Here is a 25753-nt window from a genome sequence, read left to right on the forward strand (position 1 = left end):
TCCGTGATCACAGGCCTCAGGGTCGCCGCGTTCCTCGCCTGGAAATCCATCCGGCGGGGGAGCAAGGGGACGCTCGTCCTCACCATCATGATCGTCGCCCTCATCTTCGTGAACCTGGTCTTCCTGCCCTCGATCATCTCCGGGGTCGTCCAGACCTTCGACACCCAGTCGATCGAGTTCGACTTCGGGAACCTGGTCATCGAGCCCCGCGAGGGCAGCCGGTACATCGACGGCGTCGCATCCCTCCAGAGGCAGATCGAGCGCATACCGGGGATCACCGGCACGTCCCCGCGGACGGCCGCAGGCGTTACCTACTTCTATAAGGGCCGCAACACCGCGAGCACGCTCTACGGTATAAACCCGGCAGACGAGCGGTCGGTGACCAGGATCGCCGAGTTCATGACCGAGGGGGAGTTCCTCTCGAACGGCGATACCGACGCGATCGTGATGGGCGCGACCCTTGCGGGGACGGAGGGGGACGAGGGGGGCGGCCTCCCCACGCTTGAGGGGGTCGTGGTCGGCGACTCGGTTGAGGTGGGTTACCCGAACGGGGAAGCAAGGACTTACCGGGTGAAAGGGATCTTTGAGACCCAGTCCTTCGGGGTCGATACGTCGGCCTTCGTCACCAACCGCGAGATGAGCGGGGTGCTCGGCCTCCAGGACCAGGCGTCCGTGATCCTGGTGAAGACCGAAGAGAACGGGAGGGAAGAGGAGTTCCAGAGAGAACTGCTCTCCTACGGCATCCAGGAGGAGGTCCGGACATACCAGGAGAAGGCGGGAGGGTTCGTCGACCAGGCGATCCAGAGTTTCAACATCATCAACGCGATCTCGACCCTGGTCAGCCTGATCATCGCCATCGTGGTGATCTTCATCGTGATCTTCATCAACACCGTAAACCGGCGGCGGCAGATCGGGATCTTAAAGGCGATCGGGATCGACCAGCAGATCATCATCAACTCCTACGTCCTCCAGGTGCTCTTCATCACCGTGGTCGGGGCGCTCGTCGGGATGGTGCTGAACGCCGGCGTGACGGCCTACCTGACCGCCTACCCGCTCGTCTTCCCCGGCGGCCCGGTCTACCCGGTTGTTGAGGTGTCGGCGGTCCTCTGGAGCGTCGCGAGCCTCTTTGCGGTCTCGCTCCCGGCAGGCTACATCCCGGCATGGAGGATCGCGCGGGAGGATATCCTCACCGCGATCAGGGGGTGAACGGATGATCGTCGCCGAAGATCTCACCAGGGTCTACACCATGGGCAGGGTGGAGGTCCGCGCCCTCCGGGGCGTCTCGCTCTCGGTCGCAAAGGGAGAGTTCGTCGGGATCATGGGGGCGAGCGGGAGCGGCAAGTCGACGCTCCTCCACATCCTCGGCCTCCTCGACCGGCCCACCTCCGGGAAGGTTCTCCTTGACGGAACAGACGTCCTCGCCCTCTCCGACAACCGGCGGACGCAGTTCAGGCTGAACCGGCTCGGTTACGTCTTCCAGGATTACGCCCTCATCGGGGAGCTCACGGCGCTCGAGAACGTCTACTTAACGTCGCTCGTCCGGGGCGACCAGGAGGAGGATTACATGAGGAAGAGCGTCGACATCCTCGAACGGGTCGGCCTCGGCGACCGGATGGACCACCGGCAGAGCGAACTCTCGGGCGGGGAGCAGCAGCGGGTGGCGATCGCCCGGGCGCTCGTGAACAGCCCGAGCATCCTGCTCGCCGACGAGCCCTGCGCGAACCTCGACAGCCAGACCTCAAAGAGCATCCTCGACCTCTTCGCACGGTTAAACGAGGAGCTGGAACAGACGATCCTGATGGTCTCGCACGAGGACTGGCATAAAGAATACTTCTGCCGGGTCGCCACCCTGCGAGACGGGCTGATCGAGGACGTGACGGAGTGCAGGAAGGGGTGAGGCCCGAAGCACGGAGGGGCATCGTGTGGGGCGGACCGGCAACCCCGGACAACCGGATGCGGCCGGCCAGGTTACGCCCGACCATGCGGGCTACACCAGAAAGAACGGCGACACAATTTTATATCAAATCCAGTATACTTTCCCGGCCGGTGACAGGTATGCAGGAACAGAAGACGTTCAGGTGCAAGGATCTCGGCCTTGCGTGCGAGTTCGAGGAGAAGGCTGAGGACGAGAACGAGCTGATGAAGCGCATCGAGGGGCACGTCCAGACCATCCACCAGATGAACCCGGAGCAGCCGGAGACGCAGGAGAAGATCCGCAAAGCGATGAAGTGAGGGGCGAAAGGCCCCGGGCCATCTTTTTTGTCGGCCTGCGGGGATGAACCCGGAGAGCCTTCCGGTCCGGCCGTCAACCGGAGTGAGCAGCAGGTTCTTCCCCGATGAAGGCCACCCGAACCGGCATGGCACACCACATGGGATCTTCGCGGCACCGGCCGGAGGATGAGGCCGCCCGCAGGCGCTGGCAGCACCCCGAGTCCATCCTTGAGGAGATCGGGCTTGCCGCAGGCGAGACCTTCATCGACGTCGGGTGCGGGGAAGGCTTCTTTGCGCTCCCGGCGGCCCGGATCGTCGGGCCGCACGGCCGCGTCTGCGGTATCGATATCGACGCGGAGGCTCTCGATCTCCTGCAGGAGAAGTCCTTCCACGAGAAGCTCGGCAACGTCGTCCTCCACCACGGGGCGGCCGAAGAGGCTGTCCTCTGCGAGGGCTGCGCGGACGTCGTCTTCTTCGGGATCTCCCTTCACGACTTCGAGGACCCGGTCAGGGTGCTTGCCAACGCAAAGCGGATGGCGGCCCCGGAAGGCAGGATCGTCGACGTGGACTGGAAGAAGGAGCCGCTCCCCCTCGGTCCGCCGGCTGCAAAGAAGTTTGACACGGAGCATGCGGCGTCGCTGATGGCGGAGGCGGGGCTCCGGGTTATCGCGGTCGCGGACCTGGAGCCCTACCACTACATGGTCACGGCAGTGCCGGAGAGATGAAAAATGGGGTTTGTGAGTTATTTCAGGTTCGCGAGGCCGCCGTAGTTGACGGCGTTCACGAACGCGTCGAGGTCCTGCTTCGAGCCGTCGTCGAGACTGACGTAAACCATGAACCGCTCGTTCACGCCGATCCAGGTGCCGTAGGAGGCAGGTTTGGAGAAGAACTCCCAGGAGGGGTGACCGCTGACCCGGCCCTGCTTGTAGTAGCCCTCGGTCGTCTCGAACGAGACGAGCGAGTCCCACGACTCCCAGTAGCCCACATCATAGTAGGCAGAGTCCTGGATCAGGATCGCCGCCGTGGCGTCGCCCTTCGTGTAGTCGCGGGACGCCCAGGTCCACTGGCCGTCCTCGACGGTCCAGGTGGCCCCGACGGGCTCGCCTGCAGTCCAGCCCGCGGGTGCGCCGGGGAGGTACGATATCAGGGTCGCGAACGGAACGGCGGATACGCTTCCCTGCGCGGCACCCGAGGCGCCGGCGCCGGCGGCGGGGGTCGTGGCGACAGCGGTGGTCACCGGGGTCGTCTGCTGCGCGCCCTCATCGGGTGGTGCCGATGTGCAGCCTGCTGCAAGCAGGCAGATCCCGAGCACGACAAGAAGAGCCGGGAAGATCGTTTTAGGAGAGAGGATTCTCATAACAATGCCCTCAGAGGAACCAAATGGGCAGAATTGTATTTATAAGTTGTTATTTCTCGATGAAGGTCATTCCTGTCGGCCGGAATGAATTTCGGGGTGTTCTTAAACCTCCTCCAGAACAGATGATCGGCGAAGAGCCGGAGCAGGACAGGGACCGGGGGGCGCCTCTTCCGGAAGTTTAAGAAAATTATTTAACAATTCTAAGCTACCTTACCCCATGGTTCGGAGAAAGAGTATCTATACCGTCCTGGTTGCAGGGCTTCTCGCCCTGTGCATGCTTGGTGCCGGCTGCACGACGCAGCCGACTGAACAGGAGAACGCGACCGTGACCCCCACCCCGGTGACGACCACGACCGTTCCCGAGGCGAACGCAACGACCGCCCCCGAAGAGGAAGGGACCTACGCCTTCAACGAAGTGGACGACAACACGACCGTCACCCTCCCGGTCGGGAGCAACCTCACCATCAGCCTCGGCGAGAACCCGACGACCGGATACCAGTGGAACGTCACCTCGTCGACCGGACTGCAGTACGTGAACGACACCTACCTCCCGCCGGAGACCGGACTCGTGGGTGCCGGAGGGGTGCATGTCTGGGAGTACATCGCGGCCGAGACCGGCAACGCCGAGTTCTCTGCAGTTTACACGCGGCCCTGGGAGAACGTGACCGAGAACGACACCACGTTCTCGATGGCGTTCATCATCGAGTAAACCCCGACGCCTCCCCCGCGGATCGCGCGGGGGTACTCTTCCTTTTTTCGGCATTCTTCGATACGCCGGAGATCTCCCGGGTTACCCCAGGAACTTCCGCCGGTGCGCTGCTTGCAGGACAAGCGCGGTCAGTCTCCCGGTCTCGTTCTCCCGGAGCGCCCGGGCGATCGCGGCCGTGAGCCGGGCATGCTCCTCGTCCGGCTCGACGTCCGTCAGGTCGGCGACTCTCGCCGCGAGTTCGGGCGGGACAAAGCCGGTCTCCGTGTTGAGGAAGCGGGCGGCAGCCTTCAGGTCCTCGTCAAAGTTGACGTAGACCTCTCCGATGAACCCGATATCCGCATCGTCCAGAGCCTCCAGACCGAGGATCTCCGGAGGGAGGCCGATGGAGTAGAGGGCGGCAGTGAACTTGATCGCCCTCGGCAGGCTGATCCCCCCGGTGCTCCGGGCATACCCAAACAGGCCGATGTGCAACTTCCGCTTCCGCCGTTCGGGGATGTAACGGGCAACCCGGTTGATCAGGGGGGCAAGCGGACCGAGGTGTCGCTCGTATGCCCGGGTAGACCTCTCGATCAGGTCGAGCGCCCCCGCCTCATCGACGGGCCGGGGTTTTCCGGGCGTCCGCTCCTCCAGCCTCCGGACAGCGGTCCGGACGTCTTCGAGCGGGTAGTCGTACTTGAACGCCGACTGGACGGTGAACGTGTGGGCGCTCGGATACTCGGCAACGACCCGGTCGACGGTCAGCGGTGAGAGGCCGCCCCGGAAGGGTGCCGAACCGACGCCGATGATCGGATAGATCCCGGTCCCGGTCTCTTCCGAGACCTCGCGGAGATTCTGGAGCGCGATCTGGTTCAGGAAGACTGCGCTGACGAGCCCGTAGTTCATCGCGGGATCGGACCGGGCAAGGAAGACGCGCTGGTCGGCGATCTCCTTTCCTTCGAGGTAACGACGGACCACGTTGTGCGCGTCGAGCATATGGTCCATCTCCTCAAAGAGCGGGATGACGTTGATCCTGTCCGGCCGGAACCTCCCGATCCAGTCTGCGATGGTCGTTTTCCCCTCGCCGAGCCTTCTCTCCTGTTTCCCGACGACGATGTCGGTGTAGTAGCGGTAGATGTTGTCGATGGCGGTATGAGAGGCCGTCATCGGCAGGATCACTTCGAAGATCGGGGGGGACTCGTCCCCGTAAAAGAGCGACGCGGTATCGAACGACCGCGGGATACTCTCGAGCGTCTCAAGAAGGATCTTCGCCTCGGCCGTCTCCACCTCGGGGTTCGGGACGCGCATCGTCAGGAAGACATCCCGGCCGAGCTTCTTCTCCGAAAAGAAGGTGTCGTACCGGGTCAGCAGTTTCCGGACCACGAAGTTGTCGACCTCTTTTCCCTCGCAGTCCCACATCTGCTCGCTGCATCCCAGGTGGGAGTAGGCGTAATACGCCTCCTGCACCTCATCATCCCCGCCGAGCTCGGGACTCTCGGCAAAGAACGGCAGGTTGGCGTTGTCGGGGTGCTGCGTGCTCATGCATTGCGGTATCCGTACCATATCTTCATCCTCGGTTGGACCCCGGGCCGCGCCCTCATGTCAACCGCATCTTGTACTACGGTTGACAAGAAAAGCCCTCCGGAAGGCCCCTGCAGCGGGCGGGAGTACTCCGGGACCGTTATACTCTGAGCCCGTTACCCTCCCCGAAAACGGCCGGAGAAGGCACCTGCCGCGCTCTGCGGTACAACAGGCAGCCCTGAACGAGCCCGGCAGCCCGGCGGCTGCTATTATATACAGCCATGGACATTCCCCGTCGGGAAAAGATCACCCGTGCGGCCTGCTCTCTCACGCCCCGGCGATCGTCCTCGCTCGCTGGCAGTTGCCGCAGAGCCGCCCGGGAGCCTTTCTCCCCAAGGAGGCCCAAACGATGAACCGACAGAACCTCAATCTACCGGCGCTTGCCCTGATCGCCCTCGCGCTCCTCGCCGGTAGCGCAACGGCCGCAGAGCACCAGGTCACGAACGCCTCGGTGGACCAGGTCTATGCCTCGGTCCTCGACGACCGCATCCTCTGGTCCGACAACCGGACCGGGGACTACGACGTCTACCTCTACAACCTGACCGGGGAGACCGAACAGACGCTCTCCCCGCCGGGGACGGATCAGTTCGCGACAGCACTCTCCGCCGGCATGATGATGAACGGCGGCCGGGTCGTCTGGGAGGACAACCGGAGCGGGAACCGGGACATCTACCTCTACGACCTTGTCACGGGAGAGGAGAGGCAGATCACGAACGGGACCGGCCACGAGATCAACCCCGCCATCGCCGGGGACTGGATCGTCTGGCAGGACAGCCGGGACGGCAACTGGGAGATCTACCTCTACGATCTCGCTACCGGAGAAGAGACCCGGATCACCGAGAACGAGAGCGTGCAGATGATCCCCGCCGTCACCGCGAGCATGGTCGTCTGGAACGACTTCCGGCACGGCAACTGGGACATCTACGCCTGGACTCCCGATGAGGCGGCGCCCTCCGGGACACCTGCTCCGTCCGCACCCGGACCGGCCCTGACGCCCGCCTCGCCCGCCACACCCGGAGCGCCCGGCGCAGTCACCCTGCCGCCGACGGCAACGCCGACACCGGGAGCAACACCCACGCCGACCGTAATGCCCCCGCCGTATGTAACGGTAACGCCGACACCGGAAACCACGGCGACAACTCCACCGCCGACATTCACACCAACAAGAACCCTGACACCAACAAGAACCTTCCCGCCGCTGACCTTCGTAACCCTGGAACCAACCGAGACGCCGTTCCTCCTGTAACCGGAATCGACGCCGAGACCTGGTATGACTACCGGCCCCGATGAAACCGGATGCGAGTTAGCCCGGGAGAGATGTCCGGCAGGCGATATCCGGGGCCGGCGGCCTTCACCGGGCGCATCCGCTTGCCGCAAAAAAACAAAAAGGGAGGGTATCGGGGAGGTGATTACGCCAGGTAGTCTTCCGGCCGCGGGAGCTGTTCCTTCAGACCCTTGCGCCGGCGGATACCCTTGACCACTTCTTCGACCAGGCCCGCCGGGACGATCTCGAACCCGGCGAACTCGGTGCTCCACATCGCACGGCCTTCGGTGGCCGACCGGACGTCACCGGCAAACCCGAAGAGCTCGGCGACCGGCGCCTTGCCGACGATCGTCATCGTGTCGCCTTCGCTCTGCATATCGAAGACCTGACCCCGCCGGCCCTGGATCTGGGAGGTTGCCGCGCCCATCTGCTCGCTCGGCACCGTGATCTGGATCTTCTGGGTCGGCTCGAGGAGCGAGTCGCCTGCCATCAGCAGACCTGCCTTGACGGCGCTCCGGACTGCCGGGATGACCTGGGCGGGACCGCGGTGGATGGCGTCCTCGTGGAGCTTCACATCCACCAGCCGGATCTTCAGGTTCTGGACCTGCTCGTCTGCGAGCGGGCCGCCGTGGAGTGCCTCGCGCCAGCCTTCGAGGACCAGTTCCATCGTCTCGTTCAGGTACTGGATACCCTTCGTCATGTCGATGAACATGTTGGTCGCTTCGATGGCCTTGACGTTCTTGGCCTCGTCCTTGTCCATGCCTGCAGCCACGAGGGCGTCACGCCGCTCGATCGCCTGCTGGTTCATCGAGATCTCGCCGTCCAGGATCTTCCTGACGACCGCAGGGTCCATCGGTTCGAGCTCGATGTAGAACCTGTTGTGACGGTTCGGCGACTTCCCTTCGACCGGGCCGGCACTGCCGGTGACGGTCTCGCGGTAGACGACGATCGGCGGGGAGGTGATGATATCGACACCCTTGTCGCGCCGGATACGGCCGGTGATGATCTCGAGGTGGAGCTCGCCCATGCCGCTGATCAGGTGCTCGCCGGTCTCCTCGTTGATCGAGACCTGAACCGTCGGGTCTTCCTTCGCGACCTGGCGGAGAACCTCGACGAGTTTCGGGAGGTCCTTCATGTTCTTCGCTTCAACCGCGACGGTCATGACCGGCTCGGAGTAGTGCTTCAGCGACTCGAAGGGAGTCATCTCGATGAGCGTCGTGACGGTCGAACCGACGATGGCGTCCTTTAAGCCCGTCACGGCGGCGATGTTCCCGGCAGGGAGCGCTTCCACCTCGATCCGCTCGGCACCCATGAAGATACCGACCTGAGCAAGGCGGTTTGAGCGCTTCGCGGCACCCATGATGTAGCACTCGGTACCCCGGCGGAGGGTTCCCGAGAAGAGACGGCCGGTGGCGACCTCGCCCGCGTGCGGGTCAAACGAGATATCGGTGACCATCAGGCAGGCGGGCCCGTTCGGGTCGCAGTTGACCATGGACTTGCCCTCGGTGCTCTCGTAGTCGCCGTGCCAGATGATGTGGATACGCCGGTCCTGGGCCTGAAGGGGGTTCGGGAGGTGCGTGACCACCATGTCGAGGAGGACGGCGTGCAGGGGGCTCTTCTTTGAGAGCCACTTCATGTCGCCGGAGTTGCACTTCTCAAAGACGTCCTTGAACGAGACGTTGCTCCTCTTCATGAAGGGAACGGAGACGGCCCAGTTGTAGAGCGCGGAGCCGAAGGCGACGGTGCCCTTTACGGGGTCGAGTTTCCAGCCTTCGTTGTACATCTTCTCGTTCATGCCCTTGATCAGCTTGTTGACCTTGTCGATCACCTTTCCGAGGCGGATCTGCATCTCCTGCTCGTCCACCTTCAGTTCGTTGACCAGCCGGTCGACCTTGTTGATGAAGAGGACCGGGCGGACACCCTCCTTCAAGGCCTGCCGGAGCACGGTCTCCGTCTGGGGCATGGTCCCCTCGACCGCGTCCACCACGACGACGGCGCCGTCCACCGCACGCATGGCGCGGGTCACGTCACCGCCGAAGTCCACGTGGCCGGGGGTATCGATCATGTTGATCAGGTACTCGGTCCCGTTGTATTCGTGGACCATCGAGACGTTGCTCGCGTCGATGGTGATGCCGCGTGCCTGCTCCTCCTCGTCGGAGTCCATGAAGAGCTGCTTGCCTGCAAGCTCCTCGCTGATCATGCCTGCGCCTGAAAGCAGGTTGTCCGAGAGTGTCGTCTTTCCGTGATCAATGTGGGCGACGATACCGATGTTCCGGATACGCTCCGGTTTGTCCATCAGTTCCGTCACCCGCTCTACCATCTTCTTTCGTCGGGTCATAATTCACCAAAAATAATGGGGTTGGAATTAGCGGGCAGCCTTTGCAATACGCTCTTTTTCTTCCTTCTTCGAGACGGCGTAGGAGCGGGTGTCGCCGTTCGCGGCCGAGATCAGCTCGTCGGCAAGCGCCTCGCTGACACTCTTCTTCTTCTTGTGGCTCGCCTGCAGGACACCGGCGGAGATGAACCGCAGGGCGACGTCGACACGCCTCTGGGGCGCGGTGTCGACAGACTTGGGGACGTTGATACCGCCGTACTTCAGCCGGACGGTCTCCTCGCGGGGCCCCGTGTTCGCGACCGCGTCGACCAGCACCTGGACCGGGTTCTTCTTCGTCTTCTTGTTGATGATCTCAAAGGAGTCCCGGACGATGCGGATGGCAAGTTCCTTCTTGCCGGTGTTGTTCTCAGTCTGCATCAGCTTGTTGATCAGGCGCTCGACGATCAGCATGTTGCTCTTGTTGAACTGCTGGCCGGCAAGCTTGCCGCAGGAGTGCGGCACGATCATCGTGTGCAGGTTGACGTAACGGGCAAGGCTCGGATCGTGGATCTCCACCTCGCTCATGTCCCAGCGGTTAAAGAGGAGCTGCTGTGCCCCTGCTTCCGCTTCTGCTGCTTCTACCATTCCTGCTTACCTCCGCGGCTTCTCTTTCCGCCCGATGACCATTTCATTCAGGCTGACGTTGTTGACCTTGGTCACGACGAACCGGACGCCGGGGATATCACCCATCGACCGGCCCAGCCTGCCGCCGATACCCTCGATCTCGACCTCATCGTGCTCGTCGATGAAGTTGATGGCGCCGTCGCCGACGGCGAATGCGGTTACCTGACGGCCGTTCTTGATCAGCTGTACGCGGACGCACTTTCTGATCGCAGAGTTCGGCTGCTTTGCCTCCACACCCACCTTCTCGAGAACGATCCCGCGGGCCTGCGGCGCTCCCTCAAGGGGGTCGGATTTCACGTCGAGTCCGAGCTGACGCCGCGCGTAGTCGGTGTCGTGCCACCGGTCGTTCTTTGCGTCGCGCTTCAGCTTTCGGGCTGCAAATTTACCATTTCCCATCGAATACCCTCGTATAGGTTGAATCTGGAGATAGGACTAACTCCTGGTGTGCTATAAAGCAACGCGCGTTACGGATTTATATATTGTGGAACCCGTCCGCACGTCGATCTTTCGCCTTAGCTATTTGATCGGGAGCTGATATAATATTATATCCTGGGGAGCAACCTTCACTGATGACAACCCGGATATACAAGGAGGTTTTTTTCGAGGCAACCCATCGCCTGATCCACTATCAGGGGAAGTGTTTCCGGTTGCACGGCCACCAGTGGCGCGTCGAAGTATGGATAGACGGGACGGCGGACGAGCGCACCGGGATCGTTTTAGACTACAACTGCATCAAAGAGGTCGTCGGGCGGTTCGACCACCAGGTGATCCTGAACGCGGAGGACCCCATGGCGGCGTGCATCGAGACGTTCCACCCGGTCGTCACCACCGAGGGCGACCCCACGAGCGAACTCCTCGCCGCGGTGATCGCGGGGATGATCGACACCGAAGCCGCACGCCGGGGACACGACGCCCGCGTCTCGAAGATCCGGGTCTGGGAGTCCACGACCTGTTACGCAGAGCGCATATATGATCGTCAGTGAGATCTTCCGGAGCCTCCAGGGCGAGGGCAAAAACCAGGGACGGCCCTGCACCTTCATCAGGCTTGCCGGATGCAACCTCCGGTGCGCCTGGTGCGACACCTCCTACGCCTGGGAAGGCGGGAAGGAGATGAGCGTCACGGAGGTCCTCGACCGGGTCTGGCTCATAAACGGGAAACAGATCTGCATCACCGGCGGGGAACCGCTCCTGCAGGGCGAGGAACTCCTTGAACTCCTCCAGAAGTTCAACCGGCACGGCTACACCGTCGAGATCGAGACGAACGGCACCCGCGACTTCCGCGAGCTGCAGGCTTTCGCCTCCATCTGCATGGACGTGAAATGCCCCTCGTCGGGCGAGCGGAGCGATCTCCGGCTTCTCCCCTTCCTCACTCCCCGCGACTGCGTCAAGTTCGTGGTGGCGGACGAGGACGACTTCCTCTACGCCCGTGCGGTGATGTCCCGCTACGAGATCCGGGCCGAGATCCTGATCTCGCCGGTCGAGGGGTCGGACTACCGCGCCATCGCGGACTACATCGTCGAGGAGAACCTCCCGGTGAGGTTCCAGGTACAGCTTCACAAGATCCTGGGGATAAAATGATGAAAGCGGTCTGTCTTTTATCGGGCGGCATGGACTCCACCACGCTCGCCTACGTCGCAAAGGATATGGGTTACGATATCGTCGCGCTCCACTTCACCTACGGGCAGCGGACCGAGGCAAAGGAGCGCGAGTGCGCCCGGAAGGTCGCGGACCTGCTCGATGCACGGGAGTTCGTCGAGATCGGCCTCGAGCACTTCAAGAAGATCGGGGCGTCGAGCCTGACGGATGAGAGTATACCGGTCGAGGAGTATGCCGGCGAGGAGGAGGGGATACCGAGCACCTACGTCCCCTTCCGGAACGGAAACCTCCTCGCCATCGCGACCAGCCTCGCGGAGGCCCGACGGGCGGAGGCGGTCTTCATCGGCGTCCAGACCGGGGACTACCCGGGCTACCCCGACTGCCGGCCGGAGTTCATCGAGGCGTTCCAGCGGGCGGTCGACCTCGGCACGGCCGCCGACCCGCGGATCACCCTGATGACGCCGTTCGTCCGGATGACGAAGGTGGATATCGTCAGAAAAGGCCTCTCGCTCGGCGTTCCCTACGAGGAGACCTGGTCCTGTTACCAGAAGAACGATAAGGCCTGCGGCGTCTGCTCCTCCTGCCACTACCGGAGGGAGGCGTTCCGCGAGTTGGGCATCGAAGACCCGATCGCGTACGAGAGGTGAGCATGGAGATATACCGCGGCAAGAGGCTTACCGTCGAGAAGAAAGAGGTCACCCTCCCGAACGGGAAGAGAAAGGAGCGGCTGGTCGTCCACCCCGGCGGAGCGGTCGCGATCCTCCCTCTCGAGGGTGAGGACTGCTACCTCCTCCGGCAGTACCGGTTCGCCGTCGACGACTACATCTACGAAGCGCCGGCAGGCACCATCGACGAGGGCGAAGAGCCGGACGGGACCGCCTACCGCGAGCTGATCGAGGAGACCGGGATGAAGGCGGAGACCTTCGTCCCGAAAGGCTGGATCTACCCCTCCCCCGGCTACACCGACGAGCGGATCTGGCTCTACCTCGCAACAGGGCTCTCCCCCTGCTCCGACTACTCGATGGACGACGACGAGGTGATCGAGGTCGTCCGCGTCCCGGTGACGGAGTTACGAGCGATGATCGCGGACGGCAGGATCGTCGATGCAAAGACGATCTGCCTCGCCTGCCGCTGCCTTCTGTGAGGGCGCGCGGAGTGCGCGGGAAGATAGCGCGGCAAATGTGCGCATATTTATGCCTTCCGCGGAGAAACACATAGTAGCTTCGACATACGAACAACCTTTGGCAAGCCCGGTGAACCCCGATGGAAGAGACACAATCACAAGAGATGGATACCCCGCGGAAGCGCTACGAATTTAAAAAGATGCTCGAGCGGCTTGCGGAGAAGGAAGGGAGCGGTACCGAGCTGATCACCCTCTATATACCTCCGGATAAGCAGATATACGACGTGACCGCCCAGCTCCGCGACGAGTTCGGGCAGTGCGCAAACATCAAGAGCAAACAGACCCGGACGAACGTCCAGAGTGCCATCTCCTCCATCCTCTCCCGCCTGAAGTACTACAAGCGCCCGCCGGAGCACGGCATGGCGGTCTTCTGCGGCACGATCAATATCGGCGGCGACCGCACCGACCTCGACTGCGAGATCATCGAGCCGCCCGAGCCGCTCAATACCTACATGTACCGGTGCAGCTCCACCTTCGAGCTCGAGCCCCTGCAGCAGATGCTCGGCGAGAAAGAGGTCTACGGCCTGATCGTCCTCGACCGGCGGGAGGCCTACATCGGCTTCCTGCGGGGCAGCCGTATCGAGGCGATTCGCGGCGCCACCTCGACGGTCCCCGGCAAACAGCGAAAAGGTGGTCAGTCGAGCGTCCGTTTCCAGCGGCTGCGGCTGATCGCCATCAACGAGTTCTACAAGAAGATCGGTGATCTGGCGAGCGAGATCTTCCTTGCGGAGAAGGACTTCTTCGAGCGGTTCAAGGGCGTGCTGATCGGCGGCCCGACCCCGACGAAGGAGGAGTTCGAAGCAGGCGGCTTCCTCCACCACGAGCTGCAAAAGCGGATCATCGGGCTCTTCGACGTCTCCTACACGAACGAGTCGGGGCTTGCCGAGCTCGTCGAGAACGCATCGGACGCCTTGAAGGGCCTCGACATCATCAAGGAGAAGAACGTCATGAACCGGTTCCTCCAGGAACTGGTCAAGGACGACGGGCCGGCAGCCTACGGCGAGGAGAGCGTCAGGAAGAACCTGGAGCTCGGCGCCGTCGATACCCTCCTCCTCTCCGACAAGCTCCGGAGAGCCCGGCTGAAACTCGCCTGCCCGACCGGCGACTACACCGAGGAGCGGACGGTCAGCCTCGAACCGGGCAAGCACATCAAGGACCTCGACTTCGGCACCTGTCCGAACGACGGTTCGTCGCTCTACGTGGCCGAAGAGTCCGACATCATCGACGAACTGACCGCGCTTGCGGACCAGAGCAACACGACGGTCCGGATCATATCGGATGATTTCGAAGAAGGTTCAATGCTTTACAATGCGTTCGGCGGGATCGCAGCGATCCTGCGTTACAGGACCGGATACTGATGTTCCAGGAGAAGTACCACCAGATTGAGCGCATGCTCCGCGCATGCACCGGTGAGGAGGACGTCCTCCTCACGAAAGGCGGGGATCACGCAGATCTCGCCTCGACGATAGCCTTCAAACTTGCGAAAGTTGAGAAGCGGGCTCCCCAGAAGATCGCCGCCGATATCGCAGAGAAGATCTCGGCAGACCCCTCGCTCGGCGATATCAGGGTCGAGGCGACCGGCCCCTACGTCAATTTCCGGTTCGGCCCGACGCTCCTCGCCGAAGCCGTCCGCGAGGCGCTCGAGCCCGGCTACGGGGCCCTCCAGCGGCGTTCGGGACGGGTCATCCTCGAACACACGAGCGCGAACCCGAACGGCCCCCTTCACGTCGGCCACATTCGGAACACCGTCATCGGCGACTCCCTCGCCCGGACGTTCCGGAAGGCCGGGCACGCGCTCGAGGTGCAGTACTACCTCAACGACATGGGCCGCCAGATCGCCATCGTCTCCTGGGGGTTCGAACACCTCGGCATGGTCCGCAAGGAGGGCGAGAAGGGCGATCATTACGTCGCCCGGGTCTACATCGCGGCGAACCGGGAGCTCGAGAAGAATCCCGAGATCGTCAAAGAGATCGACCACCTCATGCAGCTCGTGGAGCGCGGCGACGCGGAGACCGTCAAGAAGTTCCGCACGGCCGTCTCGCTCTGCGCCGAAGGGATCAGGGATACCCTCGGCGCCCTGAACGCCCACCACGACCGGTTCGTCTGGGAGAGCGATTTCGTCCGGATCGGCGACGTGGACCGGATCATCGAGCGGATCCGGCGGCTGCCGCAGGCCCACGAGGACGAGACCCTCTGGGTCGACCTCACGGAGCAGGGGTTCGAGAAGAAGTACATCCTCCGGCGGAGCGACGGCACCTCGGTCTACAGCACCCGCGACCTCGCCTACCACATCTGGAAGGGGCGTAATTACGACAGGATGATCGACGTCCTCGGCGCGGACCACAAACTGATCGGCGCCCAGCTCCAGGCCACCCTCAAACTCCTCGGCGAGCAGCCCCCGGAGATCGTCCACTTCGAGTTCGTCTCCCTCCCCGAGGGCTCGATGAGCACCCGGGCAGGCAAGTTCGTCTCGGCGGACGAACTGATCGAGGAGGTTGCCGCGAAGGCGTTTGAGGAGGTGACCGTCCGCCGGCCGGAACTTCCCGAGGCGGAGCGGTATGCGATCGCACGGTCGGTCGCCATCGCCGCCGTCCGCTACGACATCGTGAAGGTCTCGCCCGAGAAGAGCACGGTATTCGACTGGAAGGAGGCTCTCGACTTCGAGCGGCAGAGCGGCCCCTACATCCAGTACGCCCACGCCCGCGCCTGCAGCATCCTCGAGAAGGCCGGGGAGTTTGAGCGGGCATACACGCTTGAGACCGATCACGAGATCGCGCTCGCCCGACACCTCGCCCGGTTCCCGGCCGTCATCGAGCAGACCGTGGAGGAACTCCGCCCGCACCTGATCGCCGCCTACGCCCGCGAGCTCGCCGACCTCTTCAACGCCTTCTATCACTACGACCCGGTGCTGAAGAGCGAGGGCGAGACCCGGAGCAGCCGGCTCACCCTCGTGGACGCGGTCAGGAACACCCTGCAGGAGTCCCTCGCGACCCTCGGTATCGATGCGCTCAGAAGCATGTAAGGCCCTGCAAAAGCAGGGCTACCAGTTCGTCAGCCCCGCCTCCTCGGCGGCCGTCAAGCCCTGCATGTGGAACAAGCGGGCGCTCAAAGGCGGGGAGATGTGCTACAAGGCGCAGTTCTACGGCATCGAGAGCCACCGCTGCGTCCAGATGACCCCGACCCTCAAGTGCAACCAGCAGTGCCTCTTCTGCTGGCGGTCGTTCGAGCACGAGGTCGCGGAGGAGGAGGAGTGCCCGCCGGAGGCGATCATCGCGAATCTCCGTCGCCTCCAGAAGAGGGCGCTCTCCGGCTACAAGCCCTCGCCCTACGTCGCGCCGGAACGGTTCGCGGAGGCCCTCGACCCCACGATGGTCGCGATCTCCCTCTCCGGGGAGCCGACCTCCTACTCGCGCCTCCCGGAACTGATCGACGGCCTCAACGCCGACGGCTACACGACGTTCCTCGTCTCGAACGGCACCCGGCCGGACGTCCTTTCCCGGTGCCGGCCCTACCAGGTCTACGTATCCCTCGACGCCCCCGACCGGGAGACCTACCTCCGGCTCTGCCGGCCGCAGGAGGACTACTGGGACCGGATCCACGAGAGCCTCGCCGGACTTGCCGGACGCCGGTCGGCGATCCGGACCACCGTGGTCCGGGGCTACAACGACTTCTCTCCCGAGGGTTACGCGGCGCTCTACCAGGACTCCGGGGCCCGGTTCGTGGAGGTAAAGGGTTATATGTATCTGGGATACAGTAGAAACCGGCTGCAGAGGGACCAGATGCCCGAACACTCCGATGTCAGGGCGTTTGCGGAGAAAATTACGGAACACTGCGACTATATCGTCAAGGACGAGAGCCCGGCGAGCCGGGTCGTCTGTCTGGAGCGGAAGATATGAGATTCGATGTTGAAGCGTTTAAACGGAAGGCGAGAGAGGACTTCGAGCACGCATGGCACGAAGGGCCGTCGGTCCTGACCCCGCCGGGGGTCTCTGGCCGCTACCCCCGGCTGAAGTACACCCGTGCGACCCCGCACCCGATCTTCGAGATCGTACAGCGGCTTCGCGAGACCTACCTCTCGATGGGGTTTGACGAGGCTATCAACCCCCTGATCGTCGAGGAATCGGACATCTACCGGCAGTTCGGCCCCGAAGCGATGGCCGTCCTCGACCGGGTCTTCTACCTCGGCGGCCTGCCCCGCCCGAACGTCGGCATCGCGAAGAAGCAGCTTGAGGAGATCGAAGCCATCCTCGGCCGTGCGGTTACGTCTCAGATCGAGGAGAAGCTCCGCGAGACTCTCCACGGCTACAAGAAGGGGACGATCGACGGCGACGAACTGACGCACGAACTCGCGGCCGTCCTCGAGGCCGACGACGCGACCGTGGTCCACATCCTCGACGCGGTCTTCCCCGAATTCCGGGAACTGGCCCCCGAGTCCTCGCGCAACACCCTCCGGAGCCACATGACGAGCGGCTGGTTCATGACGCTCTCTTCCATCTGGGAGAAGCGGCACCTCCCGATACGGCTCTTCTCGGTCGACCGGTGTTTCCGCCGGGAGCAGGAGGAGGGGCCCACCCGCCTGATGACCTACCACTCGGCCTCCTGCATCGTCGCGGGGGAGGACGTCACCCTCGAGGAGGGGAAAGCCATCAGCGAGGCCCTCCTCTCGGCCTTCGGCTTCACCGAGTTCCGGTTCCAGCCCGACGAGAAGCGGTCGAAGTACTACATGCCCGACACCCAGACGGAGGTCTACGCCCGGCACCCGGTCCTCGGCTGGGTGGAGGTCGCCACCTTCGGGATCTACTCGCCCTCGGCGCTCGCCGAGTACGGGATCGGCGTCCCGGTGATGAACCTCGGCCTCGGCGTGGAGCGGCTCGCGATGATCGCCTACCGCTCGAACGACGTCCGCCAGTTGACGCATCCCCAGTTCTTCCCGCAGGACCTCTCCGACCGCGAGATCGCGGGCGCGGTCCACCTTCGGGAGGAGCCGGCGTCTCCGACCGGGAAACGGATGGCGGAGGCGATCAGGAACACGGCCGCCGAGCACGCCGCAGCCCCCGGGCCCTGCGCATTCACCGCCTGGACCGGCGAGATCGCAGGGAGAGCGGTCGAGGTGATCGTCGAGGAGCCCGAGTCCAACACGAAACTCTGCGGGCCGGCCTGCTTCAACGAGGTCTACGTCCACAACGGCGCGGTGCTCGGGGTCCCCGACACCGAGAAGTGGGCGGAGGTCCGGCGGGATGGGATCTCGACCGGGATCACCTACCTCGACGCGGTATCGAGCCTCGCCGCCGCCCGGATCGAGGAGGCCGCGCGGTGCGGAGAGGGGATCACCGTCCAGGTGAAGATGTCGAAGCTCCCCTCCGACGTCAACCTCAGGGTCGAGGAGTACGCGATGCGCTACATCACCGACCACAACAAAAAGGTGGACCTCAGAGGGCCGGTCTTCCTGACGATCCGGTCCGTCATACCGGAGCAATCGTCTCAATAAGTTCCTTCTCCCGTCCCGGCCCCTCTTTTTTTCCGGTCGTGCCTTCGGTGTCGGACTCGATGCACTTCCTGAGCAGCGGGAGCACCTCGCGCTGCGAGACCAGGTTGAAACGCGCCCGGCTCGGAGCGAGCCCGACTTTGACCGAGTAGGCCTCGGCGGGCATCGCGGCGAAGAGGTCCTCGTCGGTCCGATCGTCCCCGACGGCGAAGATGAAATCCCAGGCTTGACGGGTGATCCAGGCCAGCGCCGCCCTCCCTTTGTTGACGACGTTGTTCTTGATCTCGATCACCATGTTCCCCTCCATGACGCCGACGTCGAGGTTGGAGGTCAGGTGCAGGAGGTCGTCTTTGAGTTCCTTGGCCCGCTGCGCGCCGAGCACCGGTTCGGTCCTCCGGTAGTGCCAGACGAGGGAGAAGTCCTTCTCCTCGATGAAGGCGCCCGGCGTGCGGTCGGTGTAGAGTTCGAGGAGCGGCTGGATCTCACCTTTCCACTCGTCTGAGAGAGCCTCGGGCATCCGCCACTCCCCGGAGCGCTCTTTGACCCAGACGCCGTGCTCGGCGATGATCCCGATATCCATCTTCCCGAACCAGGCGTCCAGCGTATGCCGGTCCCGGCCGCTGATCACCACCACCTCGTTCCCGGGTGCTCTGGAGAGGCTCTCGAGCACCTCCCGGGTGGCCTCGCCCGGGACCGCCTCCTGCGGTTTCGAGGCGAAGGGCACCAGGGTGCCGTCGTAGTCGAGGAGGAGGAGCCGCTCCTTGCCGGCCCGGTAGTCCGCGACCAGCCGGTCCCTGATGGCGGGGGTGACGATCTGCTCGGAGCGCTCGACCTGGACGGTCCGGGCATCGCCCAGGCGGTTGAGGAAGTCGCCGACCCAGTGCTCGATGTCGTAGCGCATCAGCCTCCTCTGCATGATCCGGTTCCGCTCGACCTGCTCCTTCTCCGGCATGGCGAGCGCCGTCTCGATCGCCTCGATCACGGCGTCCTGATCATTGGGGTTGACGATGATCGCCTCGCCGAGTTCCTCGGCCGCCCCCGCCATCTCGGAGAGGATGAGCACTCCCGTCCCGTCGGTCCTGCTCGCGACGTACTCCTTCGCCATCAGGTTCATCCCGTCGCGGAGCGGCGTCACCAGGGCGACGTCGGCGGCGCTGTAGAACGCGACGAGCGTCTCGAACGGGAGGAAGTTGTAGAAGTAGCGGACCGGGATCCAGTCGGTCGTCGCGTACTTCCCGTTGATGCGGCCGACGAGCTCGTCGAGCCGTTTCTTTAACGCCTTGTAACTGTTGACGCTGGTCCGGGAGGGGACGGCAACGGCGACGAGGGAGACCTTCCCGCGGTACTCCGGCTTTCTGGCGAGGAGGGCGTCGAATGCTTCGAGCCGGAGCGGGATCCCCTTCGTGTAGTCCAGGCGGTCGAAGGAGAGGATGATCTTGCGCTTCCCGTAGCGGTTCCGAACCCTGGCGATCTCCTTCTGGACCGGGGTGCTGCCCGCGGCGTCGGCGAACCGGTGGTAATCGATGCCCATGGGGAAGAGATCGGTCCGCACCACCCGGGTGCCGGTCCTGACCTCGCCGAAGGTGTGCTCGTAGCCGAGGAGCCGCCGGACGCTGGAGAGGAAGTGGCGGACGTAGCCGTAGGTATGAAAGCCGATGAGGTCGGCGCCGAGGAGGCCGGCGAGGATCTCCTCCCTCCAGGGCAGGTGCCGGAAGACCTCAAACGACGGGAAGGGGATGTGGTGGAAGTAGCCGATCTCCGCGTCGGGCAGGCGCTCGCGGAGCATCTGCGGCAGGAGCATCAGGTGGTAGTCGTGGACCCAGATGATGTCGTCGGGCTTCGCGACCTCCATGACGGCCTCGCAGAATCGCTCGTTCACGCGCTGGTAGACCTGCCAGGTCTTCGGATCGTAGTCTGCATAGAGATTGAAGTAGTGGAGGAGCGGCCAGAGGGTGTTGTTGCAGAACCCGTCGTAGTAGTGCTTGATGTCGTACGGGGAGAGGAAGACCGGGTGGCACTGCTCTTTCCTGAGCGTCTCGGCGATCCGCTCCCTCTCTTCGTCCTGCGACCTCTGGACGTTTATGCCGGGCCAGCCGACCCAGAGGCTCTCGTAGGATTTGTAGAAGGAGCCGACCCCGGTAGCGAGACCGCCGGCGGTCCGTTGCAGACGGAGGTCGCCGTTCTTCTTGGAGATGCTGACCGGAAGCCTGTTCGATACTATCAGTAACCTGTTCATGGTTTAACTCGGTTTCGCGATCGCGAGGATTGATCAGCACCACAAAGATTCTCAACTAAAATTAAGTTTTTGGAGAAATCTCAAAAAATTGCGGATATCGGGCCGCCGGCGAGGGCCTCCCCTCCCCGGCTCTCCCGGCGGGCGGGAGGGCCGGCAAGGCCGCGCATGGCTGATCGTGGCGGTTATGTCGGGGTGCCCGGGGCGGTGGGATTCTTGCGGGGGCCGGGGGCGGGCAGAGCAAACGGGACCCGGCTATCGTATGCCTGAGGCTGGATGCGGGGAGACTAAAAGGGGATGTCGAATCTGATCTCCGGGGCCACACCCGGGCCGGACTCTCCGGGACTACGCACCTGACGGTGCTTGAGCTCCGTCAGGTGTGGTGATACGTATTTCATTGAGTAATTGCCAATGTAAGTTAAACGGCAACGGGAAGGGCAGATCTTATGGCGCGGTTTGCAAATTCGGTATTGCTGAAAGGGAGATAACACGGAGCATTGTATATGAGCGCTACTGACATTCTCCCTGACGGCTATTCGGTCTTTCTCTCCGGCCTGAAGGTGCGGGTCCGTGAAGCTCAGGTTCGGGCTGCCCTCTCGGTGAACCGCGAGCTTATCCTGCTCTACTGGCAGATCGGGCGGGATATCGTACAACGGCAGCAGGAGGAGGGGTGGGGAGCAAAGGTGATCGGCCGGCTCTCGGCGGACCTTCGGAGAGAATTCCCGGACATAAAGGGCTTTTCTCCTCGAAATCTCAAGTATATGAGCGCATTCGCACGGGCATACCCGGACGAGGCAATTGTGCAGGAGGTGCTTGCACAAATTACCTGGTATCACACGGTCACGCTGCTCGACAAGGTGAAGGATCCGGTGCAGCGGGAGTGGTACATCCGCAAAACCATCACGAACGGCTGGTCACGGAACGTGCTCGTGCATCAGATCGAGAGTAGGCTCTACGAACGCGAAGGACGGGCGGTCACCAACTTCCCGGCGACCCTGCCTGCAGAGCAGTCCGATCTCGCCATCCAGACGATCAAAGATCCCTACATCTTCGACTTCCTGGAGATGGGTGAGGCGGTGCGGGAACGCGAACTGGAGCGGGGCCTGATCGACCATATCCGCGAGTTTCTCCTGGAACTCGGGGTGGGATTCGCGTTCGTGGGAAGCCAGTATCATCTTGCCGTTGGGGGGCAGGACTACTATCTGGATCTGCTATTTTACCATCTCAGGCTCCGGTCGTTTGTCGTGATCGACCTGAAGGTGGGCGAGTTTATCCCCGAGTACGCGGGAAAGATGAACTTCTACCTCTCGGCGGTCGACGATCTCCTCGCTCACCCGACAGACAATCCGAGCATCGGGATTGTTCTCTGCAAGACGAAGAACCACATCATCGCTGAGTATGCTTTAAAGGATATGACCAAACCGATCGGCGTTGCCGGATATGCGCTGACCTCCTCTCTTCCGGACGAGCTGATTGGGACACTGCCGACGGTGGACGAACTGGAAGGGGAGCTTGGCCAGCGGGAAGAGTAACCGCGGATGGGCACGGGGGACGCAGGACGCGATCCGCCGCTGCACCGGAACAGGTTTGCCGGAGTTCGCCGTCAGCTATGGGTTCCAGACAATCATCCGCCGGTCCGGGGTGGGGAGGAACCTTCGGGGAAACCATCGGGGTTAACCACAGTAGACTCAAAGAGGTGACGAAAGAGTACCCGCACGACATCATCGCGGCTATTCATGGTCTGGCCGAAAAAGGGCTTCTGGTGAGTGAGGGGTCGGGCAGGAGCACGTTCTACTACCGTCCCGGCCACCACTCGATGGAAAGTGAAGTGTTCGGAGCTCCCGGGATATGTTCGAAGTCGAGCTCCGAACATTTGGATACGTTGCGCGAGATTGCAAGGCCGGTCGGATCTGTGCGGAAAACGCCGAGGAAGGTAGTTGAGGCAACGATTCTCCGCCTCTGCGAGGGCAGATACCTGACCCTTGATGACATGGCCGATCTGCCCTCGCACCTTCGGTGCTCATGCTCCTGCTCGAAGCCAAGCTGCTTCTCAAGCTCCGAACGTTGTCCATCGCACCCTTCTGCCAGTCGCCTAAACCGGCCCGTGGGATAATAACAATCTGATCTATTTCGGAGGGGTTCGTGGAGATCATCGGGCCTCCTCCACTAGCCTACGTTTCCCTCAAACGACCCCCACCGCCCGGCGCTCCTGATGGAACGTCGTTCCGCCCCCTCAGGGCGCGGGCAGTGCAGGGCGATAGGTCCAAGCCGGAGAGATAGACAAGTATCCCTCCGGCCTGTTTACGTGGGGTTCTGGTCTCCTGCCGTTGAAGTGCAACTAGTGAGACCGGATGCGGCCGCGGTATCCGGGGCCGGCCCGCCCACCTGCCCCCCACCCGCAAAGGTTATATTTTTCTAACACATTGTTAGATATACATAACAGGTGACGCGATGAAGCGACGATACGCGATACAGATTGCGGCGGGAGCGGCTCTCGCGGCCGCCGGGCTCCTCCTCCCGTTTCTTACGAGCGGAACGGAGGTGCTCTCCTCCGTCCTGGTGACGATCGGTGCGGTGATCCTCATGGTGGCCGCCATGCGGCACCGGAGGTTCGGGGACGAGCGGGAGAGGGACGAGCGGACGCAGAGGATCGGGGCATACGGCCTCTCCTACTCGTGGTTCCTCACCCTCGTCTTCCTCGCGGTCCTCTTCTGGGTGGACTACCTCGGCGTCCTCGCCCTCACGGTCGAGAGCGTGCTCCTCTCCGCCATCCTGCTGATGGGGCTCTCCGCCCGGGTCTTCCAGTGGTACTTCTTCCGGCAGGGTGACGTGGCGTGAGACCCACGGCGCAGGCCGCGGAACCGTACCTGCTCCGGAAGGGGGGCGTGAGTTGAAGACGAGGATCAGAGAGCTCCGGGCGAAGACGGGGCTGACCCAGGAGGAACTGGCGCAGCAGGTCGGCGTCCGGCGGGAGACGATCGTCTTCCTCGAGAAGGGGAAGTACAACCCATCCCTGAAGCTCGCCTACAGGGTGGCCCGGGCGCTCGGCTCAACCATCGAGGAGGTCTTCATCTTCGAGGAGGAGGACCTGGCCTGACCGGATGCACGGGCTCCCACGAGACCCGCACGTGCAGGCCGGACCCTGCTCCGGGTCGGAGCCGGGGCTCCGGAGAGCAAACAAACAGGATGGAGCGGAAAACATCCGGGGCGGTATCGCAAGAGCGTAGCCGCAAAAAGATATTGGGGGCATTTTTTAAGTTAGAAATTCGAGAATAAAAGGTTTCCCCTTTTTATTTCCAGCATTTTAGGACCAAATTTCCATTCAGGCCACAATATCACCGTATTTAGAGGAAATTGATTTTTATCGGCGGACGAAGATATTTTATGGGGATGCCCCGAACATTCGGGATGAGCGCGGCGCAGAGGAACAATTCTCCGATTTTTCGCGAGATCCGTGTCAATCCTTTCTACCCTGCCGCTGCCCCGGCCTGGTCTCCCCGGCAGCGAGGCGGGAGCGGCAGGAGGGGCAGAACCCCGGCCCCTTCCGGTCGGTATCGGCGATGGTGTTTGAGAAGTGCATGACGCACCGCGAATCCTCGCAGTGAGCGAGCCCGAAGGTATGGCCGAGTTCGTGGACCGCCTCCACGACGGTCCGGCGCCGGAAGACCTCCGCATCCTCCGGCAGGCCATAGAACGACTGCCTGAGGCGGAGGAGGGATATCAGGGCCTTCTTCCGGTCGGCGATGCCGAAGACGAAGTTCATCCCCGGCAGGTAGAGGTCGACACCGGCGACCTCCAGCGCCCGGTCGGCGCCTGCGGCCTCGCCGGAAGACGGGAGGGACTCGAGCACCACCTCCGCGTCGTACTGGCCGCGGCCGGGGTTCAACGCGGCCGCAGGGAGCGGGACCCTCCCGGCCACCTTCACGTCCGCGGAGAAGATCCCCCCCAGAAACTCCCGGAGGGGCCGCAACTCCGCCGGATCTACCTTACCGACGGGGACGAGGACGATACTCATGCGGGCACCGGGCGCCGGGTATCGATCGGGGGGTACTTGAGAGTATCGGTCGGGACCGCAAGCTCACGCCCCGCAGTCGCCGTCCCCCCGCAGAATGCCGAAGAGCCGGACGAGCGAGACGAGGTCCTGCCGGTTGTGCTCCACCACCGGGACGAGCGGGCCTGGGTTGCCGGTCCGCCGGTAGGTCTCGTAGAACGCCGGCACCATCCCGCTCGGGATATCGTTCTCCCGGCCGATGCCGAGGACGCCGGCCTCGAGCGCACCGAGCCGGCAGGTGCCGAGCGAGTCCTTCCAGCGCCGGCGGGCGGGGGGGAGGATATCGAAGTGAGGCAGGGTGAGGTCCGCCGGGATGCCGTGGCGGGCGAGCCGGTCCCGGACGTAGGGGAGGTCGAACGCCCTGCCGTTGAAGGTGACGAGGGCCGCGTCGTCTGCCTCCAGGTCCGGAAGGACGGCGGCGAGCGCGGCCTTCTCCTCCGCGACCGATCGGAGGAGATACTGGCGGACGACGATCGAGCCCCCCTCGATCCGGGCGAGGCCAATGAGGATGATCGGCCGACCGGAGAGGCCCAGCGTCTCGATATCGAAGAAGAGAAGGTCCCCGGCGTCGTGGAACCGGCTGACCTCGAGGACGAGCGGGTCGGAGCAGCGGTGCCGCCGCCCGATCCAGTCCGCAAGGCCGCGGGTGTCTCCCCGCCCCACCGCGAAGAGGAGCCGGGCGGCCTCCCGGCCGTAGCGGGGGTGGCCCACGAGGTCCTCGACCGTCCGGTAGCCCTCCCGGTTCAGCCGCCGCCCGGTCGCCTCCCCGATCCCGCGGACCAGGGTAAGGTCGGCGAGGACGGCCGAGGCCGCCCGGTCCGGGTCCCGACCGTCGAGGTCCGCGGCAGACCGGGACTCGAGAACGTAGCACGTCCCGGAGGAGGTGTCGACCTCCCTCCCGCAGAAGACGTCCTCGATTCTCCGACCCCGGTAACCCGCGACGAGGTCGTCGTGGAGTTGCCGGGCCTGCCACAGCCCTCCTGCCGGATCGAACGGATGAATCATCTGCCGACAGAGGGTTAGATCCTGCCTGCATTCAAAGGTGATCGCCGCGCCGTGAAAGTGAGGGGGACGGGCCCGCCTTGCAGCCCGAAAGCCGGTTGTCCCGG

At 63.4% G+C, this 25753-nt stretch carries 25 protein-coding genes; 17 read left to right on the forward strand and 8 right to left on the reverse strand.

What is annotated here, in order from left to right; translation table 11 throughout:
- Positions 1-3: 3 nt before the first annotated feature.
- The 4 genes from F8E02_RS01850 (at position 4) to F8E02_RS01865 (ending at position 2936) form a co-directional block, all read left to right on the forward strand.
- Complete coding sequence (locus tag F8E02_RS01850; protein WP_317063736.1) at positions 4-1206, forward strand: ABC transporter permease; 1203 nt, start codon at positions 4-6, stop codon at positions 1204-1206.
- 4 nt (positions 1207-1210) lie between these two features.
- On the forward strand, positions 1211-1897 hold the full coding sequence (locus tag F8E02_RS01855; RefSeq protein ID WP_317063737.1) for an ABC transporter ATP-binding protein: 687 nt from the start codon (positions 1211-1213) through the stop codon (positions 1895-1897).
- A gap of 158 nt (positions 1898-2055) precedes the next feature.
- Positions 2056-2232 (forward strand): DUF1059 domain-containing protein, encoded by a 177-nt coding sequence (locus F8E02_RS01860; RefSeq protein ID WP_317063738.1) that lies wholly within the window; start codon positions 2056-2058, stop codon positions 2230-2232.
- 104 nt (positions 2233-2336) lie between these two features.
- Positions 2337-2936: a class I SAM-dependent methyltransferase gene (locus F8E02_RS01865; RefSeq protein WP_317063739.1), complete on the forward strand. Its 600-nt coding sequence runs from the start codon at positions 2337-2339 to the stop codon at positions 2934-2936.
- Between the two features lie 17 nt (positions 2937-2953).
- Here the strand turns inward: F8E02_RS01865 and F8E02_RS01870 are convergent, their stop codons facing one another.
- Positions 2954-3568 (reverse strand): hypothetical protein, encoded by a 615-nt coding sequence (locus F8E02_RS01870; RefSeq protein ID WP_317063740.1) that lies wholly within the window; start codon positions 3566-3568, stop codon positions 2954-2956.
- 217 nt (positions 3569-3785) lie between these two features.
- Here F8E02_RS01870 and F8E02_RS01875 point away from each other — a divergent pair, with 217 nt between their 5' ends.
- On the forward strand, positions 3786-4277 hold the full coding sequence (locus F8E02_RS01875; RefSeq protein ID WP_317063741.1) for a protease inhibitor I42 family protein: 492 nt from the start codon (positions 3786-3788) through the stop codon (positions 4275-4277).
- Between the two features lie 81 nt (positions 4278-4358).
- Here the strand turns inward: F8E02_RS01875 and ppcA are convergent, their stop codons facing one another.
- Positions 4359-5795 (reverse strand): phosphoenolpyruvate carboxylase, encoded by a 1437-nt coding sequence (ppcA, locus tag F8E02_RS01880; RefSeq protein ID WP_317063742.1) that lies wholly within the window; start codon positions 5793-5795, stop codon positions 4359-4361.
- Between the two features lie 388 nt (positions 5796-6183).
- On the opposite strand from ppcA, the gene F8E02_RS01885 reads away from it, so the two are divergent.
- Positions 6184-7080 carry a hypothetical protein gene (locus F8E02_RS01885; protein WP_317063743.1) on the forward strand — a complete coding sequence of 299 codons (897 nt, stop codon included), beginning with the start codon at positions 6184-6186 and terminating at the stop codon, positions 7078-7080.
- Between the two features lie 163 nt (positions 7081-7243).
- On the opposite strand, the gene F8E02_RS01890 is transcribed toward F8E02_RS01885, so the two are convergent.
- Genes F8E02_RS01890 through F8E02_RS01900 form a run of 3 tightly spaced genes read right to left on the reverse strand, consistent with a single transcriptional unit; the run spans position 7244 to position 10492 of the window.
- Positions 7244-9436, reverse strand: coding sequence for an elongation factor EF-2 (locus F8E02_RS01890; RefSeq protein ID WP_317063744.1), 2193 nt, complete (start codon positions 9434-9436; stop codon positions 7244-7246).
- Positions 9437-9463: 27 nt separating this feature from the next.
- A complete protein-coding gene (locus F8E02_RS01895) occupies positions 9464-10057 on the reverse strand; it encodes a 30S ribosomal protein S7 (RefSeq protein ID WP_317063745.1) in 594 nt (197 codons plus the stop codon).
- 6 nt (positions 10058-10063) lie between these two features.
- Entirely contained in the window at positions 10064-10492 is a 429-nt protein-coding gene (locus F8E02_RS01900; RefSeq protein ID WP_317063746.1) for a 30S ribosomal protein S12, read from the reverse strand.
- A gap of 173 nt (positions 10493-10665) precedes the next feature.
- On the opposite strand from F8E02_RS01900, the gene F8E02_RS01905 reads away from it, so the two are divergent.
- The 8 genes from F8E02_RS01905 to sepS all read left to right on the forward strand — a co-directional run bounded on the left by F8E02_RS01905 (position 10666) and on the right by sepS (position 18363).
- A complete protein-coding gene (locus F8E02_RS01905; protein ID WP_317063747.1) occupies positions 10666-11079 on the forward strand; it encodes a 6-pyruvoyl trahydropterin synthase family protein in 414 nt (137 codons plus the stop codon).
- Entirely contained in the window at positions 11066-11674 is a 609-nt protein-coding gene (locus tag F8E02_RS01910; RefSeq protein WP_317063748.1) for a 7-carboxy-7-deazaguanine synthase QueE, read from the forward strand. The genes F8E02_RS01905 and F8E02_RS01910 overlap by 14 nt, the downstream gene beginning before the upstream one ends.
- On the forward strand, positions 11671-12339 hold the full coding sequence (queC, locus tag F8E02_RS01915; RefSeq protein WP_317063749.1) for a 7-cyano-7-deazaguanine synthase QueC: 669 nt from the start codon (positions 11671-11673) through the stop codon (positions 12337-12339). Before F8E02_RS01910 ends, queC begins: the two co-directional genes overlap by 4 nt.
- Positions 12340-12341: 2 nt before the next feature.
- Positions 12342-12836: an NUDIX hydrolase gene (locus tag F8E02_RS01920; protein WP_317063750.1), complete on the forward strand. Its 495-nt coding sequence runs from the start codon at positions 12342-12344 to the stop codon at positions 12834-12836.
- 119 nt (positions 12837-12955) lie between these two features.
- Positions 12956-14233: a peptide chain release factor aRF-1 gene (gene prf1 / locus F8E02_RS01925; protein WP_317063751.1), complete on the forward strand. Its 1278-nt coding sequence runs from the start codon at positions 12956-12958 to the stop codon at positions 14231-14233.
- A complete protein-coding gene (gene argS / locus F8E02_RS01930) occupies positions 14233-15897 on the forward strand; it encodes an arginine--tRNA ligase (RefSeq protein WP_317063752.1) in 1665 nt (554 codons plus the stop codon). Before prf1 ends, argS begins: the two co-directional genes overlap by 1 nt.
- The gene (twy1, locus tag F8E02_RS01935) at positions 15878-16771 is read left to right on the forward strand and encodes a 4-demethylwyosine synthase TYW1 (RefSeq protein ID WP_317063753.1); all 894 of its coding nucleotides are present in this window, start codon (positions 15878-15880) and stop codon (positions 16769-16771) included. Before argS ends, twy1 begins: the two co-directional genes overlap by 20 nt.
- Positions 16768-18363 carry an O-phosphoserine--tRNA ligase gene (gene sepS / locus F8E02_RS01940; RefSeq protein ID WP_317063754.1) on the forward strand — a complete coding sequence of 532 codons (1596 nt, stop codon included), beginning with the start codon at positions 16768-16770 and terminating at the stop codon, positions 18361-18363. The genes twy1 and sepS overlap by 4 nt, the downstream gene beginning before the upstream one ends.
- On the opposite strand, the gene F8E02_RS01945 is transcribed toward sepS, so the two are convergent.
- Complete coding sequence (locus tag F8E02_RS01945) at positions 18338-20596, reverse strand: bifunctional alpha,alpha-trehalose-phosphate synthase (UDP-forming)/trehalose-phosphatase (RefSeq protein WP_317063755.1); 2259 nt, start codon at positions 20594-20596, stop codon at positions 18338-18340. The two genes, sepS and F8E02_RS01945, sit on opposite strands and share 26 nt — an antisense overlap.
- Positions 20597-21096: 500 nt before the next feature.
- Here F8E02_RS01945 and F8E02_RS01950 point away from each other — a divergent pair, with 500 nt between their 5' ends.
- The 3 genes from F8E02_RS01950 to F8E02_RS01960 all read left to right on the forward strand — a co-directional run bounded on the left by F8E02_RS01950 (position 21097) and on the right by F8E02_RS01960 (position 23690).
- A complete protein-coding gene (locus F8E02_RS01950; protein ID WP_317063756.1) occupies positions 21097-22125 on the forward strand; it encodes a PDDEXK nuclease domain-containing protein in 1029 nt (342 codons plus the stop codon).
- A gap of 919 nt (positions 22126-23044) precedes the next feature.
- Positions 23045-23431 carry a hypothetical protein gene (locus F8E02_RS01955; protein WP_317063757.1) on the forward strand — a complete coding sequence of 129 codons (387 nt, stop codon included), beginning with the start codon at positions 23045-23047 and terminating at the stop codon, positions 23429-23431.
- Between the two features lie 52 nt (positions 23432-23483).
- The gene (locus F8E02_RS01960) at positions 23484-23690 is read left to right on the forward strand and encodes a helix-turn-helix transcriptional regulator (protein WP_317063759.1); all 207 of its coding nucleotides are present in this window, start codon (positions 23484-23486) and stop codon (positions 23688-23690) included.
- 360 nt (positions 23691-24050) lie between these two features.
- Here the strand turns inward: F8E02_RS01960 and F8E02_RS01965 are convergent, their stop codons facing one another.
- Both F8E02_RS01965 and F8E02_RS01970 read right to left on the reverse strand, forming a co-directional pair.
- Entirely contained in the window at positions 24051-24608 is a 558-nt protein-coding gene (locus F8E02_RS01965; RefSeq protein ID WP_317063760.1) for an archaemetzincin family Zn-dependent metalloprotease, read from the reverse strand.
- A 63-nt stretch (positions 24609-24671) separates the two neighbouring features.
- Positions 24672-25649 (reverse strand): ribonuclease H-like domain-containing protein, encoded by a 978-nt coding sequence (locus F8E02_RS01970; protein ID WP_317063761.1) that lies wholly within the window; start codon positions 25647-25649, stop codon positions 24672-24674.
- Between the last annotated feature and the right edge of the window lie 104 nt (positions 25650-25753).

It is taken from the genome of Methanoculleus caldifontis (assembly GCF_032842345.1).
GTDB lineage: Archaea > Halobacteriota > Methanomicrobia > Methanomicrobiales > Methanoculleaceae > Methanoculleus > Methanoculleus caldifontis.

Bases quoted from the DNA above. Each gene is read 5' to 3' on its own strand.
- F8E02_RS01855 (WP_317063737.1), top strand. From the start codon at position 1,211: ATGATCGTCGCCGAAGATCTCACCAGGGTCTACACCATGGGCAGGGTG.
- F8E02_RS01860 (WP_317063738.1), top strand. From the start codon at position 2,056: ATGCAGGAACAGAAGACGTTCAGGTGCAAGGATCTCGGCCTTGCGTGC.
- F8E02_RS01865 (WP_317063739.1), top strand. From the start codon at position 2,337: ATGAAGGCCACCCGAACCGGCATGGCACACCACATGGGATCTTCGCGG.
- F8E02_RS01870 (WP_317063740.1), bottom strand. From the start codon at position 3,568: ATGAGAATCCTCTCTCCTAAAACGATCTTCCCGGCTCTTCTTGTCGTG.
- F8E02_RS01875 (WP_317063741.1), top strand. From the start codon at position 3,786: ATGGTTCGGAGAAAGAGTATCTATACCGTCCTGGTTGCAGGGCTTCTC.
- ppcA (WP_317063742.1), bottom strand. From the start codon at position 5,795: ATGAGCACGCAGCACCCCGACAACGCCAACCTGCCGTTCTTTGCCGAG.
- F8E02_RS01885 (WP_317063743.1), top strand. From the start codon at position 6,184: ATGAACCGACAGAACCTCAATCTACCGGCGCTTGCCCTGATCGCCCTC.
- F8E02_RS01890 (WP_317063744.1), bottom strand. From the start codon at position 9,436: ATGACCCGACGAAAGAAGATGGTAGAGCGGGTGACGGAACTGATGGAC.
- F8E02_RS01895 (WP_317063745.1), bottom strand. From the start codon at position 10,057: ATGGTAGAAGCAGCAGAAGCGGAAGCAGGGGCACAGCAGCTCCTCTTT.
- F8E02_RS01900 (WP_317063746.1), bottom strand. From the start codon at position 10,492: ATGGGAAATGGTAAATTTGCAGCCCGAAAGCTGAAGCGCGACGCAAAG.
- F8E02_RS01905 (WP_317063747.1), top strand. From the start codon at position 10,666: ATGACAACCCGGATATACAAGGAGGTTTTTTTCGAGGCAACCCATCGC.
- F8E02_RS01910 (WP_317063748.1), top strand. From the start codon at position 11,066: ATGATCGTCAGTGAGATCTTCCGGAGCCTCCAGGGCGAGGGCAAAAAC.
- queC (WP_317063749.1), top strand. From the start codon at position 11,671: ATGATGAAAGCGGTCTGTCTTTTATCGGGCGGCATGGACTCCACCACG.
- F8E02_RS01920 (WP_317063750.1), top strand. From the start codon at position 12,342: ATGGAGATATACCGCGGCAAGAGGCTTACCGTCGAGAAGAAAGAGGTC.
- prf1 (WP_317063751.1), top strand. From the start codon at position 12,956: ATGGAAGAGACACAATCACAAGAGATGGATACCCCGCGGAAGCGCTAC.
- argS (WP_317063752.1), top strand. From the start codon at position 14,233: ATGTTCCAGGAGAAGTACCACCAGATTGAGCGCATGCTCCGCGCATGC.
- twy1 (WP_317063753.1), top strand. From the start codon at position 15,878: ATGCGCTCAGAAGCATGTAAGGCCCTGCAAAAGCAGGGCTACCAGTTC.
- sepS (WP_317063754.1), top strand. From the start codon at position 16,768: ATGAGATTCGATGTTGAAGCGTTTAAACGGAAGGCGAGAGAGGACTTC.
- F8E02_RS01945 (WP_317063755.1), bottom strand. From the start codon at position 20,596: ATGAACAGGTTACTGATAGTATCGAACAGGCTTCCGGTCAGCATCTCC.
- F8E02_RS01950 (WP_317063756.1), top strand. From the start codon at position 21,097: ATGAGCGCTACTGACATTCTCCCTGACGGCTATTCGGTCTTTCTCTCC.
- F8E02_RS01955 (WP_317063757.1), top strand. From the start codon at position 23,045: ATGAAGCGACGATACGCGATACAGATTGCGGCGGGAGCGGCTCTCGCG.
- F8E02_RS01965 (WP_317063760.1), bottom strand. From the start codon at position 24,608: ATGAGTATCGTCCTCGTCCCCGTCGGTAAGGTAGATCCGGCGGAGTTG.
- F8E02_RS01970 (WP_317063761.1), bottom strand. From the start codon at position 25,649: ATGATTCATCCGTTCGATCCGGCAGGAGGGCTGTGGCAGGCCCGGCAA.